Source organism: Micrococcus sp. Alg238-R198 (assembly GCF_900537135.1).
GTDB lineage: Bacteria > Actinomycetota > Actinomycetes > Actinomycetales > Micrococcaceae > Micrococcus > Micrococcus luteus.
Genome location: NZ_UNRH01000007.1, coordinates 119,938 through 133,795, shown reverse-complemented (window position 1 = coordinate 133,795; position 13,858 = coordinate 119,938). Strand labels below are relative to the sequence as shown.

At 76.2% G+C, this 13,858-nt stretch carries 14 protein-coding genes; 1 reads left to right on the top strand and 13 read right to left on the bottom strand.

Annotated features, from left to right (window positions below; genetic code table 11):
- Positions 1-53: 53 nt before the first annotated feature.
- The 7 genes from tgt to G6R13_RS08490 form a co-directional block, all read right to left on the bottom strand.
- Positions 54-1,397, bottom strand: coding sequence for a tRNA guanosine(34) transglycosylase Tgt (tgt, locus tag G6R13_RS08520; protein ID WP_163721425.1), 1,344 nt, complete (start codon positions 1,395-1,397; stop codon positions 54-56).
- Positions 1,398-1,438: 41 nt separating this feature from the next.
- Positions 1,439-2,398, bottom strand: coding sequence for an ornithine cyclodeaminase family protein (locus tag G6R13_RS08515; protein ID WP_134415953.1), 960 nt, complete (start codon positions 2,396-2,398; stop codon positions 1,439-1,441).
- A gap of 30 nt (positions 2,399-2,428) precedes the next feature.
- Positions 2,429-3,223, bottom strand: a complete 795-nt coding sequence (locus tag G6R13_RS08510) for a glutamine amidotransferase (protein WP_163721422.1) — start codon at positions 3,221-3,223, stop codon at positions 2,429-2,431.
- Positions 3,224-3,297: 74 nt separating this feature from the next.
- A complete protein-coding gene (locus tag G6R13_RS08505) occupies positions 3,298-3,870 on the bottom strand; it encodes a GNAT family protein (RefSeq protein WP_163721420.1) in 573 nt (190 codons plus the stop codon).
- A 117-nt stretch (positions 3,871-3,987) separates the two neighbouring features.
- Positions 3,988-4,887 carry a DUF6707 family protein gene (locus G6R13_RS08500; protein WP_225348910.1) on the bottom strand — a complete coding sequence of 300 codons (900 nt, stop codon included), beginning with the start codon at positions 4,885-4,887 and terminating at the stop codon, positions 3,988-3,990.
- Positions 4,888-4,889: 2 nt separating this feature from the next.
- Positions 4,890-5,429 (bottom strand): NUDIX hydrolase family protein, encoded by a 540-nt coding sequence (locus G6R13_RS08495; RefSeq protein WP_036316089.1) that lies wholly within the window; start codon positions 5,427-5,429, stop codon positions 4,890-4,892.
- Positions 5,430-5,485: 56 nt separating this feature from the next.
- Entirely contained in the window at positions 5,486-6,613 is a 1,128-nt protein-coding gene (locus tag G6R13_RS08490; RefSeq protein ID WP_036339859.1) for an NADH:flavin oxidoreductase/NADH oxidase, read from the bottom strand.
- Between the two features lie 125 nt (positions 6,614-6,738).
- Here G6R13_RS08490 and G6R13_RS08485 point away from each other — a divergent pair, with 125 nt between their 5' ends.
- The gene (locus tag G6R13_RS08485; protein WP_101963066.1) at positions 6,739-7,062 is read left to right on the top strand and encodes a hypothetical protein; all 324 of its coding nucleotides are present in this window, start codon (positions 6,739-6,741) and stop codon (positions 7,060-7,062) included.
- Between the two features lie 12 nt (positions 7,063-7,074).
- Here G6R13_RS08485 and G6R13_RS08480 read toward each other — a convergent pair whose 3' ends face one another.
- The 6 genes from G6R13_RS08480 to G6R13_RS08455 form a co-directional block, all read right to left on the bottom strand.
- Positions 7,075-9,270, bottom strand: coding sequence for a hypothetical protein (locus G6R13_RS08480; protein ID WP_163721418.1), 2,196 nt, complete (start codon positions 9,268-9,270; stop codon positions 7,075-7,077).
- 2 nt (positions 9,271-9,272) lie between these two features.
- Positions 9,273-9,878 (bottom strand): VTT domain-containing protein, encoded by a 606-nt coding sequence (locus G6R13_RS08475; protein ID WP_049145112.1) that lies wholly within the window; start codon positions 9,876-9,878, stop codon positions 9,273-9,275.
- On the bottom strand, positions 9,875-10,921 hold the full coding sequence (locus G6R13_RS08470; RefSeq protein WP_163721416.1) for a pseudouridine synthase: 1,047 nt from the start codon (positions 10,919-10,921) through the stop codon (positions 9,875-9,877). Before G6R13_RS08470 ends, G6R13_RS08475 begins: the two co-directional genes overlap by 4 nt.
- Positions 10,922-10,967: 46 nt before the next feature.
- Positions 10,968-12,218 carry a sugar phosphate nucleotidyltransferase gene (locus G6R13_RS08465; RefSeq protein WP_163721414.1) on the bottom strand — a complete coding sequence of 417 codons (1,251 nt, stop codon included), beginning with the start codon at positions 12,216-12,218 and terminating at the stop codon, positions 10,968-10,970.
- Positions 12,219-12,294: 76 nt separating this feature from the next.
- Positions 12,295-13,236, bottom strand: coding sequence for a DNA-formamidopyrimidine glycosylase family protein (locus G6R13_RS08460; protein ID WP_041102847.1), 942 nt, complete (start codon positions 13,234-13,236; stop codon positions 12,295-12,297).
- A gap of 14 nt (positions 13,237-13,250) precedes the next feature.
- Positions 13,251-13,763, bottom strand: coding sequence for a VOC family protein (locus G6R13_RS08455; protein WP_061867523.1), 513 nt, complete (start codon positions 13,761-13,763; stop codon positions 13,251-13,253).
- Positions 13,764-13,858: the final 95 nt, after the last annotated feature.

Sequence of the window (13,858 nt, the reverse complement as noted above, 5' to 3'; positions counted from 1 at the left end):
CTGCTGGCCCCCCCCCCCCCCCCCCCGCAGCGTGCCGGCGGACCCAGCACCCCTCAGCCCTTCGGGGCGTAGTACCGGCCGAGGGTCTCGGCCTTGAGCTCGGCGAGCGTGCCGTCCTGCATGGCCGCGCGGATCCGGTCCACGAGCGAGACCGTGAACCGCTCGTTGTGGATGGAGAGGAGGGTGTGCGCCACCATCTCCTTCGCCTTGAACAGGTGCCGCAGGTACGCGCGGGAGTAGTGGGCGCACGTGTAGCAGTCGCACTCGGGGTCCAGCGGGCCGAAGTCACGGCGGTACTTCGCCCCGGGCAGGTTGTAGCGCCCGTCGCGGGTGTAGAACGCGCCGGTGCGGGCCACCCGGGTGGGGGAGACGCAGTCGAAGGTGTCGGCGCCGTTCTCGACGGCGGTGAACAGGTCGTCGGGCTCGGAGATGCCGAGCAGATGGCGCGGCTTGTCCTCGGGCAGCTCCTGCGCGCACCAGCCCACGATGGTCCCGAGGTTCTCCTTCTCCAGGGCCCCGCCGACGCCGTAGCCGTCGAAGCCGGACGCCACGCCGTCGAGCTCCCCCGCGGCCGGGAACTCGGCCCGCATCGCCGCGAGGTCGCGGCAGGCCTTGCGGCGCAGGTCCTCGTACTGGGCCCCCTGGATCACGCCGAACAGCGCCTGGTACGGCCGCGCCGCGCGGGCCCCGGTGAGGCGGGCGTGCTCGTCGAGGCAGCGCTGGGCCCAGCGGCGGGTGCGCTCGAGCGCCTCCTCCTGGTAGCCGCGGGAGTTGTGCAGGGTGGTCAGCTCGTCGAAGGCGAACATGATGTCCGCGCCGAGGTTGTGCTGGATGCCCACGGACACCTCGGGGGTGAACCGGTGCCGGTCCCCGGTCAGGTGGGACTTGAACCAGACGCCGTCGTCGTCGACGTTGGCCAGGCGCTCCTTGCCGGGGGCGACGGCGTCGTCGGCGCCCTGCCCCTCGGGCGCGCCGGGGCCCTTCATGTCGATGACCTTCTTGAATCCCGAGCCCAGGGACATCACCTGGAAGCCGCCGGAGTCCGTGAAGGTGGGGCCGGGCCAGTTCATGAACGCGCCGAGGCCGCCGGCCTCGTCGAGGAGGTCGTCCCCGGGCTGCAGGTACAGGTGGTAGGCGTTGGCCAGGAGGGCCTGCGCGCCGAGCTCGGCCATCGACTCCGGCAGCACCGCCTTGACCGTGGCCTGTGTGGCCACCGGGATGAACGCCGGCGTCTGGATCCGCCCGTGCGGGGTGGTGATGACGCCGGTGCGGCCGAGCGGGGCGCCGTCCGCACCGCCGGTCTCCAGCCGGTGCGTCACCTCGAAGCCGAACTGCGAGGGATGCGCGGGGGCACCGGAGGCGGGCTGCGGCGTCGGGGCGGCGGGGGTCTCAGGCATGGGACCCAGGGTAGTGCGCAGGCACCGCAGGCCGCCCCGGCTCAGCCCAGCACCTCCCGCGCCACCGCGCTCGCCACCACCAGGTCCTGCCAGGGCATGCCCGTGGTGACGAACAGGGCGGGCGCGCCCTCCCGACGACGCGCGGTCCCGGCCACGAGCTCGGCCAGCGTCACCGTGTCCTCGATCCCGGCCAGCGCGCCGGAGTCGATCGCGAGGGTCACGTCCCCGGCCTCGCGGGCGGCCGAGTCCCGCGACTCCACCGCCACGGTCGCGCGGCGGGCCAGGGCGTCGTCGGTCTCGCGGGCGTCCGTGGTGTGCGAGCCCATCGCCACGACCGTCGCGTGCTCCGGCACGAGCGTCCCGTCGAACAGCGGGGCCGTCGCGGCCGTGCACGTCACCACGACGTCCGCCTCCGCCACGGCCTCCGGGCCCGCGGCGCTCGCGGTCACGCCCAGCTCCGCTTCGATGCGCGCGGCCAGGGCGGCGGCCCGGTCGGCGTCGCGGCCGACCACGGACACCCGCTCCAGCCCGAACACGTCCTGGAACGTGAGCGCGTGCTCCCACGCCTGCACGCCCGTGCCGAACACGACCAGGTGCCGGGGCGAGGCGTCCGCGAGCAGCCGCACCCCGAGCGCGGACACCGCGGAAGTGCGCAGGCCCGTGAGCTCGACGCCGTCCAGCACGGCCCGCGGGGCCTGGCCGGGGGTGCCCGGGGCGCCGAACAGCACGTAGACGCCCTGGATGACGGGCAGTCCGCGCTCGGGGTTGTCCGGCGTGAGGGTGAGCAGCTTGGTGCCGACCTCGGCCCCGCGCGTCGAGGGCATCTGCAGCAGCTGCCCGGCGGCGGTGGCCACGCGGGTGCGGGGGGCGTCGGCCTCCGGGTCCAGGCCGGCGGCGAGGGCCGCCTCCAGCGCGTCGACGGCGGCGCGCGGGCTCAGGGCGGCGCGCACGGCGGGGCCGTCGATCCAGGGCAGGGAAGCGGTGGCGCGGTGCGTGTCCATGCGGCCACGCTACGGGGTGGGCCGGGCGGCTCAGCCGAACAGCGTGCGGAAGTTCGCCAGGATCCGGCGGGGGTGCTCGGGGTCGACGGCGGCCAGCCCCGCCACCGTGGGCTCGTACTCGCCCGGGGCGAAGTACCCGTGCTCGCGGTAGATCTCAAGGCGCTCGAGGATACCGGCCTGGTCCAGCTCCGGGTGGAACTGGGTGGCGTACTGGCGGGTGCCGAGCCGGAACATCTGCACGGGACAGTCGGCGCCCGCGGCGAGCAGCACCGCGCCGGGCGGGAGCGCGCTCATCGCCTCCTTGTGGCCGACGTACGCCGCGAACGTGCGCGGCACCCCGGCCAGCAACGGATCCGCGGCACCCTCGTCGGTGAGCGTGACCTCGACGGGCGCGGCCGATTCGCCGTACGCGTTGTCCACGACCCCGCCGGCGTGCCGGCCCAGTGTGCCGACGCCGTAACAGCAGCCGAGGAACGGCAGGTCGCGGCGCCGGACGACGTCGAGCATCCGGCCCAGCTCCGCCTCCACGGCGCGCTGCACGGGGGACTTGGTCTCCTCGGGATCGGTGCCCGTGAACGGACTGCCGGGCAGGATCACGGCGACGACGTCCGCGAGCTCCGCCTCCCAGTCCACGCCGTGCGTGGCCACGTCCGGGCGCTGCACGACGCGGTCGAGGGGCAGCACCCGCAGCCGGCCCTCCGAATAGCCACCCAGTCGCTGGACGGCCTCGACCTCGGCAGCCGCGGCGTCGTCTTCGGGGCGCGTCTGGACGAGGAGGAACGGCCGCGGATGCGGGCTCGGGACGGCGTCGGTCGGGGTGGTCATCTCGGCAGACTAGCGGGGCATCGGGCCGGGAGGGCGTGGCGGCGTCGTGGGGCGTCGTCGGGGGCGGGCCGCGGTCAGCGGCCGGCCCAGGGGTGGGCGTCGGAGGCCCACGGCAGGGGGCGGACGCGTTCCTCGGGCAGCGGGTCCGTGGCCAGCCGGCCGTAGCGGTGCACGTCGAGCCGCCGCCCGCCCGCGCGGAGGCGGCCGCGCTGCGTGCCCTCGTGACGGAGCCCGGCGGCCCGGGCGACGGCCCCCGCCGTCGGGCTGTCCGCCCGGTGGGCCAGTTCGATCCGCTCGAGCCCGCCCTCGGCCAGTTCGGCGTCCGCCACGGTGGTCGCCGCACGCGACATGATCGCGTCCCCGCGCCAGCCCTGATGCAGCCAGGCGGTGAGCGCGCCGGTGCCGTGCGCCTCGTCGCGCACGACGGCGACCAGGCCGATCAGCGTGTCCGTCCCGCGCTCCACCACGGCGACGGCGTCCGTCCCCTCCGCCTGGACCAGTCCGTCGACGTAGGCGCGGGCGGAGGCCTCGTCGGTGACCTCCCCGGGGTCGGCCATGCCGACGGTGCCCGCGTGGAAGGCCGCCAGGACGGCGGGCGCGTCCGTGGAGCGGAGGGGGCGGAGCTGAGCGGGTGCGGAGCCGGTCATGTCGGGCGCATAGCCCCGACAGGGGCTGGAGAGTGAGGTGCGCCACACGAACCGCACCCCGGAGGGCGTGTCACCGGGGACGGGGCCGGCTCTCGACGCCCGTCCCGCGGCTGGGCCTCACCGGCGCGTGGCTGCCTTCGCCTCGAGCTCGTCGGCGAGGGTGCGCAGCGTGCCGAGCTCCCGGGCGATCCGGGAATCCAGGTCGGCGTCCGTGAGCGTCTCCGAGCCGCCGCGGGCACGCAGGTAGAGCAGCTGGCCGAACCGGGCCCGGCGCCACTGATACTCGGCCTCGGCGTCGCGGGCCTGCAGGGCGCGGGAGATCTCCCGGTCGTAGAGCGGCGGCTCGTTGAGCTGACGCTGGCGCACTTCGAGCACGCGGGACGCCCGGCCCGGCTCGGAGGGGACCTCGTCCGCCTCGAGCAGGCGCCGACCGAGGTTGGCGGCGGCGATGTGCTCGCCCTCCTCGCGCAGGATCAGCGACGCCAGGGACAGCGCGGCCTGGATGGACTTCCACCGCCCCACGGCCCCGTCCCACGGCAGGTTCGTCAGCAGGCCCAGGGTGGCGAGCGTGCCCTCGGTGTCCTCGTGCAGCAGGTAGAGCCGCTCGGCCATGCCGAACACGTCCTCCAGCTGGGAGCCGGAGCGCAGGTTCAACCCGTGGGAGAGCCGGGCCGCGGTGGCGGTCAGCTCGGTGTCGTCGAGGTGGCGCTTGCCGACGGCGACGATCCGCTCCTCGGGGGACCCCGCGTCCACGGGGGAGAAGGTGGTGTCCGGGACGGCCCTGCGCTCCTCCGGGCGGTCCGTGCGGACCCGGATCACGGAGCCGTGGGCGATCTTGACCTCCCGGCCGCCCTCGAGGGTGGCGATCACGAGCGCGGGGGTGCCGAAGTCGTCCCGCATCACCCGGGTCGAGGCCACGGGCGGGGCGGGCTCGCCGCGGCGGGTCAGGAAGCTGTCCCCGGGCTGCACGTCCTGGGACTTCAGATGGCGGAGGTAGCCGCCGACGACCGGTGCCATGCTCAGCGCCCCCATCCCACGTGGGCGAGGGCCTGGCGCACCAGGTCCCCGCGGCCACCGATGAACTCGGCCTGGATGTCCTCGCCGAGGGCCTCCTCGGGGGTGAGCCAGGTCAGCTCGAGCGCGTTCTGGCGCGGCTGGCACTCACCCGTCACCGGCACCACGTAGACCAGGGCCACGGCGTGCTGGCGGTCGTCCGTCAGCCCGGTCTCGGACGGCGCCGGGAAGTACTCGGCGACGGTGCAGGGGACCACCGACGGCGGCAGCTGCGGGAACGCGAGCGGGCCGAGGTCCTTCTCCAGGTGGCGCATCAGCGCGGCGCGGATGGTCTCCCGGTACTGGACGCGGCCGGAGACGAACGTCCGCTGGAACGTGCCGGTCTCGTCCGCCACGTAGAGCAGGCCGATCTCGGTGACGTAGCCGAGGGAGTCCAGCCGCACCGGGATGGCCTCCACATACACCATGGGCAGCCGACGCCGGGCCTCGTAGAGGTCCTCGTCGGACAGCCAGCCCGGATTCGGGTCGGGGGTGCGCACGCTCATGGTTCTGTTCTACCGGAGTTCCGCGCCGGGGGCACACCGGGTCCCGCGTGTTCCGCTCACCACTTGGCGCGGAAGTACTGCCGGGCCATCGGCACCTGCTCCGAAGGGACGTCGAGGGCGAGGGCGGCCGCGGTCGGCCAGTTCGGGTTCGCCAGGGCGGCGCGACCCACACAGACGGCGTCGGCGCGGTCCTCGTCCACCACGGCCGCGACCTCCTCGGCGCCGGTCAGCGAGCCGACGGCGGACACCACGATCCCCTCGGTGCCCTCCTTCACGGCGGTGGCCAGCGGCACCTGATAGCCCGGGCCCTGAGGGCCCTCGTAGGTGTCCCCGATGCCCGCGGAGGACAGGTCGAACCAGTGCACCTGCCCCTGCAGCTCCTGCGCCAGGCGGACGGTCTCCTCGATGCTCCAGCCGCCCTCGACCCAGTCCGAGCCGGAGATGCGGATGCCGAGGACCTTGTCCGCGGGCCACACCTCGCGCACGGCCGCCACGACCTCCTTGAGGAAGCGGGTGCGGCCCTCGAAGTCCCCGCCGTACTCGTCGGTCCGGGTGTTGGTCAGCGGCGAGAGGAACTGGTGGATGAGGTAGCCGTGGGCGGCGTGCAGCTGCACGGCGCCGAAGCCGGCACGGTCGGCGCGCTCGGCGGCGTCGGCGAAGGCCTGGACGGTCTCCCGGATCTCGTCCACCCGCATCGCGTGGGTGCGGATCTCCATGGAGTTGGTGGCCACGCCGGAGGGGGAGAGGGTCTCCCAGGAGTCGGGGCCCTCGAGGATCGGCTGCCCGGCGGGCGCGCCCGGGTGCATGGGGACGGTCGAGGCCTTGGCGCCGGCGTGACCGAGCTGGATGGCGGGCAGGGCGCCCTGGGAGGCGATGAACTCGGCGATCGGCGCCCACGCGTCCCGCTGCTCGTCGTTCCACAGGCCGGTGTCCCACGCGGAGATGCGTCCCTCGGGGGTGACGGCGGTGGCCTCGGCCACCACGATCCCGAAGCCGCCGGCCGCGCGGGCGCCCAGGTGCTGGAAGTGCCAGCCGTGGGGGACGCCGTCGCGCGCCTCGCACGAGTACTGGCACATCGGCGGCAGGATCAGGCGGTTGCGTACGCGCACGCCGTTGATCTCGATCGGTTCGAAGATCGCGGGCACGGCGGGGGCGTCGGTCTGCGGGGTGGCGGTCTGAGTCATGCACCCCACCCTACGAGCGGGTCCGGACACGGGAGGGCTCGCGTCCGCCGCGGGCGGAAGGGCGGGCCGGCCCGTGCGACGAGAGAAGTCGTCACCGCTGCTGCGTCCACCCCTACCCTGGGCCCATGCCCTCCTACCGCGCCCGCCTGCAGATCGGCGACCTCCTGCCCGGCCACCGGCCCGAAGAGGTCATGGACCTGGCCGAGGCCGCCGTCCAGGCCACGCACGTGCTCGCGGCCAAGGACATCGAGGTCGTCGCGCGCGTCCCGCGGATCGTGCTGCGCTTCGCGGTGCCCGGCTCGCACCGGGCCGGCGAGGACGCCGAGGCCGCCGAGGTGGCGCGGCGGATGGCGGAGGCGGTGTCCGGCGTCGCCGTGACGGGCCGGCTGGACGTGCTCCGGCGCGACGGCGGCCGGTGGGTCCCGGTGCCCGCCGGGCCCGGGCGCTGAACGGGGACGGGCTCAGGCGCCGGCCGGGTGCGGCCGGCGGGCGGCGTCGCGCTCGATCTGGCGGGCCCAGGAGCGGCGCACGGCCGCGGCGGTGACCAGCAGCAGCGCCCCGAAGGTGGCCGCGAGACCCACCCACACGCTCTGCTGCGCCCCGAGCGGGCTGGGCAGCAGGCGGGGCAGGGCGAGGCAGAGCAGGGTCCAGGCCATGCCCAGGGCCACACCCATGCGGCCGCGCCCCCCGAGCACGAGGCGCAGGGCCGCCAGCAGCAGGGCCACCAGCACCAGCAGGGCGAGCAGCTCGGTCGGGAACCAGTCGACGTGCACACCCCAGGCGTGGAGGGCGGCGCCCACCGCGGTGGGTGCGCCGGCGAGGAGGGTGCCCAGCAGCACGCCGAGCGCGCCGTCCTCGGCCACCCGTGCGACGCGGCGGGCCGCCGGGCGGGCGCCGAGCCGCCGGACCACACGGAGCATGAGGACCAGGGCGAGCAGCCACGGGACGACGTCGAAGCCCCCGGGGGCCAGGACGGCCAGGGGGAACCACAGCGCCAGCGCCAGCAGGGTCCCCGCGACCGCGCCTCGGATGCGGCGGTGCCGCGGCGACGCGCCCTGGCCCGGCCCCCACTGCCGGAGCACGTACATCCCGGTCAGCAGCCACAGCACCGGCCAGATCGCCGGGTGCAGCGGGGACAGTCCGAACACGCTCGCGTCGGGGCCGTGTCGGCCGTCGGCGGTGAGCGGGTAGGCGCCGGCGTCGAGCGCGGCGAGCCCCGGGACGCGGCCGGCCAGACCCAGGCCCCACGCACCGGAGAGCACGAACAGCGCCCACACGACGGTCAGCAGCGTCTGGCCGCGTCGGTCCGCAGCGGTCGGTGAGCCGGCCGGCTCCTCGGGCGGGGCGGGGGTGTAGCCGGGGATCAGGGGCAGGGCGCCCGTAACCGGCCCCGCCGAGGAGTGGGCGATGGCCTCGGCCCGGACGGCCTGCGCCTTCGTGGAGAGTCGCTGCCGCCGCCGCCACTCGGGCAGGGCCACCCGGGCTCGGGCGAAGAGCTCCTCATCGGTGAGCCGCTCCTCCGGGTCGGACAGCAGCGGCCGGTCGGCGGCGGCCGGGAAGACCTCGGGGCCCTCGAGCTCGCGCGCGGCCCGGGCGAGCGCGCGGGACTCCCGCTCCTCGTGCTCGCGACGGCGGCGGGCGGCGTCCTCCGCCGCGCGGCGCTCGGCCTCCCGGGCGCGGTCCTCGAGGAGCCGGGCCTGGGCGAGGGCGCGTTCGGCGTGCAGCACGGTGTGAGCGCGGACGCGGGCGGCCTGGCGACGACGTCGCTCGGTCTCGAGGCGGGCGGCCTCCTCCGCCTCGCGACGGCGCCGCTCGGCCTCCTCGGCCCGACGGCGCCGCTCGGCCTCGACGCGTTCGGCCTCGAGGCGACGGCGTTCGGCCTCGGCCGCCTGCCGACGGCGCTCCGCCTCCGCCTCCGCCTCGAGCCGGAGCCGCTCCCGCTCGGCGAGCGCGGCCTCCTCGCGGGCCCGCCGCTCCGCCTGCACGCGGGCGCGCTCGGCGGCGACCTCCGCCTCCCGGCGGCGCCGTTCCTCCCGCTCCCGGCGGCGGGCCTCCGCCTCGGCGGCGGCACGGGCCTTCTCCTCGGCCGCCACCCGACGGCGCCGCTCGGCTTCACGCCGACGGCGCTGCTTCTCCTCCTCGCGGCGGCGGCGGGCCACCCGCGCGGCCTGGGCCCGGCGGGCCTCCTCGTCGAGGCGCGCCCGCCGGCGCTCCTCGGCCGCAGCGCGGCGACGTGCGGCCTCCGCGGCCTTCTCCGGGTCCCGCCCCGGGGCGGGGAGGATGCGCTCGACCGTGCCGACGAGCGGATCGGCGAAACGGGCGAGGTCCGGGCTGCCGAGGCGGTCCAGGATCTCGCTGAGGTCCCGGCGTGGGCGCTGTTCGGCGGGAGCGCCCGGAGTGCGCAGGCGGTCCATGGCGCGGTGCACGTCCGCGCGGCGGTCCTCGCGCACGCGGCGCTCGGCGGCGGTCTCGGGTCGGCCCGAGCGCAGGGCGCGCTCGTGACGGCGCAGATCGCGGCGGGAGATCTCCCCGGGCGCGGCCAGGGCGCGGCGAGGGCGCGCGGCGGGAGCACGCGTCGCGTCGTCGTCGGGACGGGGCGCCGAGGCGCCCCGGAGGCGCTCGAGGGCGGCGCGGGACTCGGAGGACGCGTCCTGCATGCTCACCCCTTCCGGCCCCGGCGACGGTGGGCCATGATCCCCGCGATCATCAACCCTGCAAGGGTACCGAACACCATGCCGACCACCGCGGACGCCCACCACGGCAGGCCGGTGGCCCGGCCGGTGATCCAGCCGAGCCCCACCATGGACGAGGACCACGCGAGCGAGCCCGCCCCGGACAGCCACAGGAACACGGGCCAGCGGATCCCGCCGATCCCGGCCGCCGCCATCGACGCCGTCCGTCCGCCCGAGACGAACCGCAGCACGGACAGCCCCGCCAGGCTGCCCGCCGGGCCCACCCGCACCAGCAGGCTCCGGATCCCCCGGTGGATCCGACGCCACCACGCCCAGCGGTCCAGGCGGTCGGCGAGGCCGTGGCGGAACAGCGCGTAGAGGCCGACGTCCCCGGCCCAGCAGCCCAGCCACGCCGCCAGCACCGCGGCCACGGGGGAGACCCGGCCCTCGGCTACGAGCGCCCCCGAGCCGATGACCACCACCTCCGACGGGACGGGCGGGATCGGGGCGTCCAGGGCCACGAGCAGCGCGGTGAGCGGGTGGAACCACGCTCCGAGCGCGTCCATCAGGGCGGCCGGGTCCCCGCCCGTCACCGCGGTCGCTCCTGCAGCTGGGCGGGGGAGGTGAACTCCCGCTCCTCGCCCGTCACCGGGTCCGTGAAGCGCAGCGACCGGGAGAGCAGCTGCAGGGGCCGTGCGACGTCGTCCGGGGCGAGGTCGAGCAGGTCCGGGTAGAACGGGTCGAACGCGATGCCCAGGCCCAGGGCGGCCAGGTGGATGCGCAGCTGGTGGGTGCGCCCCGTGCGCGGGGTGAGCCGCAGGTGCGCCACCCGCCGGCCGGCCAGCGTCCCGGCGGAGACGCCGACGCCCAGCAGCTCCACGCGGGACTCCGCGTTCGCCCCGGCGTGGGGCCGGTTCGAGCGCCGGGTCCGGACGGGGGCGCCCGCGCGCCGCCCGGAGGCCGCCGCGGGGATCTCCTCCACCACGGAGCGCAGGACCCCCTTGTCCTTGCGGATCCGGCTGCGCACCGTCAGCGGGAACCGCCCCAGGATGGGGTCGGTCGGGGCGCCGGGGCCGCGGGCGCCGTCGTCGGGGGCGTCCGGCAGGAGCGCCACGGCCTCGTAGGTCTTGGCCACGGCACGCCGCTCGAAGAGCAGGTGGTAGGCGCCGCGGGTGGCCGGGTTCGCGGAGAACATCACGACGCCGGCCGTCGCCCGGTCGAGCCGGTGCAGGGGCACGAGGTCATCGAGGCCGAGCTCGTTGCGCAGCCGCACCAGCGCGGTCTCCTGGACGAAGCGGCCACCCGGGGTGGTGGGCAGGAAGTGCGGCTTGTGGATGACCACGAGGTGCTCGTCGCGGTGCAGGAGCGTGTGCGTCACGGGCAGCGGGGCCTCGTCGGGGACGTCCCGGTAGTACCAGAGGTCGTCGTGCACGCCCAGCGGCGTCGTCGGCGTCAGTGCGGTGCCGTCCGCCGCCACGACCTCGCCGCGGGCGAAGCGCGCGCGGATGCCCTCCGGGTCCACGTGAACGAACCGGTGGAGCACGTAGTCCTGCGCGGTGGGCCAGCCGGAGGTGGGCAGGCGCAGGCGCGTGGCGTTGACGCCGTTGCGCGGGGGGAGGGGAGAGGGGACGGCCACGGGTCCATCCTCCCAGCCCGGCGCGGCTGCGTCCGACCGGCGCCGCTCAGTCCGACCGGCCGGGCCGGCCGGAGCCGGTGGTCTCGTCCTCGGCCGGGCCGCGGTCCTGCGGGGTGAGCACCACGACCTCCTCGGCCGGCGCGGCGCGCCCCGTCACCTCGTGCGCCGGGACCGCCCCGCCGACGTCGACCACCACGGTGTCCAGCACCGCGCCCGCGGGGACCTCGCAGTCGCCGAGCAGGAGGCTGCCGCGCACCGTGGCGCCGGCCGCCACGACCACCCCGGGGCCGACCACGCTGTCCGATACCTCGCCCGCGATCCGGCACCCCGGGCTGAGCAGCGAGCCGGAGACGCGGGCGTCCGGGGCCACCCACGCCGGCGGCGCCTGGTGGGGGTTGGTGATCAGCGGCCAGCCCTCGGCGGCGAGGTCCAGGCCGGTGCCGTCGAGGATCTCCCGGTGGGCGCGGACGTACGCGTCCAGGGTGCCGATGTCCCGCCAGTACCCGACGAGGCGGTGCTCCCGCACGCGTCCCCGCGCCACGAACGCCGGGATGATGCTCTCCCCGTAGTCGCCGAGGGAGGAGCCCACGGGGTCGCCGTCCTCATTGGTCTCGCCCTCGTCCTTGGTGGCCGCCTCGTCCTCGCCCGCCACGAGGTCGCCGACCACCTCGGAGAGCGCGGCGACGTCGAACACGAACACCTCGGTGGCCACGAGTGTGCCCGCCGGGTCCTCCGGCTTGTAGGCGTAGTCGGTGACGGCGCCGTCGTCGTCCACCTGCACGACCCCGAAGCGCGAGGGGTCCTCGTCCGTCTCGGTGGTGATCACGGTGAGCTCGGCGCCGGAGCGGGTGTGCTCGGCCAGCACGGGGCGCAGGTCCAGCTGGTACAGGTGGTCGGCGGAGAGCACGACGACGGTCTCGGCGCCGAACTGCTCCAGCAGGGGCAGCTGCTGGGCGATCGCGTGGCCGTTGCCGCGGGCGAAGCCCTCCTCGGCGCGGCCCTGCGCGGGGGGCAGGAGCCGCAGGCCGTGGCGGGTGCCGTCGAGATCCCACGGCCGGCCGCCGGCCAGGTGCTGGTTGAGCGTGAAGGGGCGGTACTGCTCCACGACCCACACGTCCCGCAGGCGCGAGTGGGCCAGGTTGGACAGGACGACGTCGATCAGCCGGTACTGGCCCGCCAGCGGCACCATCGGCTTGGCGCGGGCCGCGGTGAGCGGCATGAGGCGGCCGCCGGTGCCGCCGGCCAGCACGAGCGCGACGACGGCGCCCTCCGGGTCCTTCGGGAACGGGTCGGCCATGGCTCCTCCTCGGGTCGGGGCGGGTTCAGCGTAGGGAGCGGGGAGGACACGCGGCCACCGTTCGGGCGCGTCCGGGTCAGCGCTGGCAGTGCGGACACCACCACAGCCGCCGCGCGTCGTCCTCGGGGGAGCCGTAGTCCTCCTGGCGGACGGGGCCGCGGCAGCGCAGGCACGGGGTGCGGTCGTGCCCGTAGACCCAGTACGACGGCGTCCCCCCGCCACGCGCGCCGGGCGTCCGGCCGGGTGCCGTGTCGGGTGACGGACCGGCCGGGACCAGCACCTCGACCCCGAAGGGTCGCGCCGGGTTCGGACGCACGCCCGTGGTCCGGCGCCGGGCGCCCGCGGCGGGGGCGGCGGGCGGGACGTTGGCGCGCAGGAGGTCCCGGGCGAGCAGCACGAGTCCGGCGACGTCCTCGACCTCGCCGATCGGCCGGTGCGGGTCGATGCCGGCCAGCAGGAGGGTCTCGCAGCGGTAGATGTTGCCGATCCCGGAGACGAGCCGCTGGTCGAGCAGGGCCAGGCCGACCGGCCGCTCGGGCCGGGCCGTGAGCCGCCGCATGCCCTCGGCGAGCAGCGCGGCGCCGTCGTCGGGCGTGTCCCAGGCCGGGTCCAGCAGGTCGGGGCCGAGGTGGCCGAGGACGGCGGCCTCGTCGGCGGTGGGCACGAGGGTGAGCAGGCCCAGCTGGGCGCCGAGCACGCGGTGCTCCGCCGTCTCCAGCACCGCCCGCACCTGCCAGGCGGGGGCACCCCACCGCGCGTCGAGGGCGGAGACGAGCCAGCGCCCCTCCATCTTCAGGTGCGAGATCAGGGTGAGCGGCCGGGCCCCGGGGCGGGCCGCGGGCGGGGTCAGCCGCATCAGCAGGTACTTGGCGCGCGGCAGGACCTCGGCCACCGTCCAGCCGGTCAGGTCCGCGGTGGCGTGGCGGGGCACGCGCAGATCCGCGTGCGTCAGGGGCCGGCCCTCGAGCACGGGGCGGAGCCGATGCGCGACGCGGACGAGGGAGTCGCCTTCAGGCACGGGCCGTCACCGGCTCAGGCCGCGTTGAGCTGCCAGGTCACGCCGAAGCGGTCCCCGACCCACGCGAAGCGGCGGGAGAAGCCGTAGTCGTCGGGCGGCATGCAGTCACGGCCACCGCCGGCGAGGAGCGCGTCGTGGACCGCGTCCACCGCGGTGGCGTCCGGCAGCTCGACGAACAGGCTGATGGCCGGGGTGAATGTGAACCCGTGCGGGGTGAAGGAGTCGAAGAAGCGCAGCCGCTGGCCGGCGATCTCGAGCTCGCCGTGCAGGACCTTGCCCGCCCATTCGGCGCCGCGCGGGGAGGAGTCGTCGAAGAGGTCCCGGCGGACCTCGGTGACCGGCAGGTGCTCCACGAACGCGGTGAGGTAGGCGTCCATGGCCGCACCGGCGTCACCCTCGAACAGGAGGAACGGGGTGACGGAGGGGTCTGAGGGATGCGGCAGGGAGTCCTCGAGGGCCTCGGGGGCGGGGGACGTGCCCGTGGGGGCGGTGCCCACGTCCTCGGGCGGGGCGGCGTCGATGCTCATGGGCCGAACCTACCCCCGGGCCCCGCCTCCGCGACAGGGCCACCCCGGGCAACGCGGGTTGGGTTGTCGCGGGTGTTCGACGGCGGGACCCGTGA

Excerpts from the sequence above, each read along its gene's own strand:
- tgt (WP_163721425.1), bottom strand. The coding sequence starts at position 1,397 with ATGCCTGAGACCCCCGCCGCCCCGACGCCGCAGCCCGCCTCCGGTGCC.
- G6R13_RS08515 (WP_134415953.1), bottom strand. The coding sequence starts at position 2,398 with ATGGACACGCACCGCGCCACCGCTTCCCTGCCCTGGATCGACGGCCCC.
- G6R13_RS08510 (WP_163721422.1), bottom strand. The coding sequence starts at position 3,223 with ATGACCACCCCGACCGACGCCGTCCCGAGCCCGCATCCGCGGCCGTTC.
- G6R13_RS08505 (WP_163721420.1), bottom strand. The coding sequence starts at position 3,870 with ATGACCGGCTCCGCACCCGCTCAGCTCCGCCCCCTCCGCTCCACGGAC.
- G6R13_RS08500 (WP_225348910.1), bottom strand. The coding sequence starts at position 4,887 with ATGGCACCGGTCGTCGGCGGCTACCTCCGCCATCTGAAGTCCCAGGAC.
- G6R13_RS08495 (WP_036316089.1), bottom strand. The coding sequence starts at position 5,429 with ATGAGCGTGCGCACCCCCGACCCGAATCCGGGCTGGCTGTCCGACGAG.
- G6R13_RS08490 (WP_036339859.1), bottom strand. The coding sequence starts at position 6,613 with ATGACTCAGACCGCCACCCCGCAGACCGACGCCCCCGCCGTGCCCGCG.
- G6R13_RS08485 (WP_101963066.1), top strand. The coding sequence starts at position 6,739 with ATGCCCTCCTACCGCGCCCGCCTGCAGATCGGCGACCTCCTGCCCGGC.
- G6R13_RS08480 (WP_163721418.1), bottom strand. The coding sequence starts at position 9,270 with ATGCAGGACGCGTCCTCCGAGTCCCGCGCCGCCCTCGAGCGCCTCCGG.
- G6R13_RS08465 (WP_163721414.1), bottom strand. The coding sequence starts at position 12,218 with ATGGCCGACCCGTTCCCGAAGGACCCGGAGGGCGCCGTCGTCGCGCTC.
- G6R13_RS08455 (WP_061867523.1), bottom strand. The coding sequence starts at position 13,763 with ATGAGCATCGACGCCGCCCCGCCCGAGGACGTGGGCACCGCCCCCACG.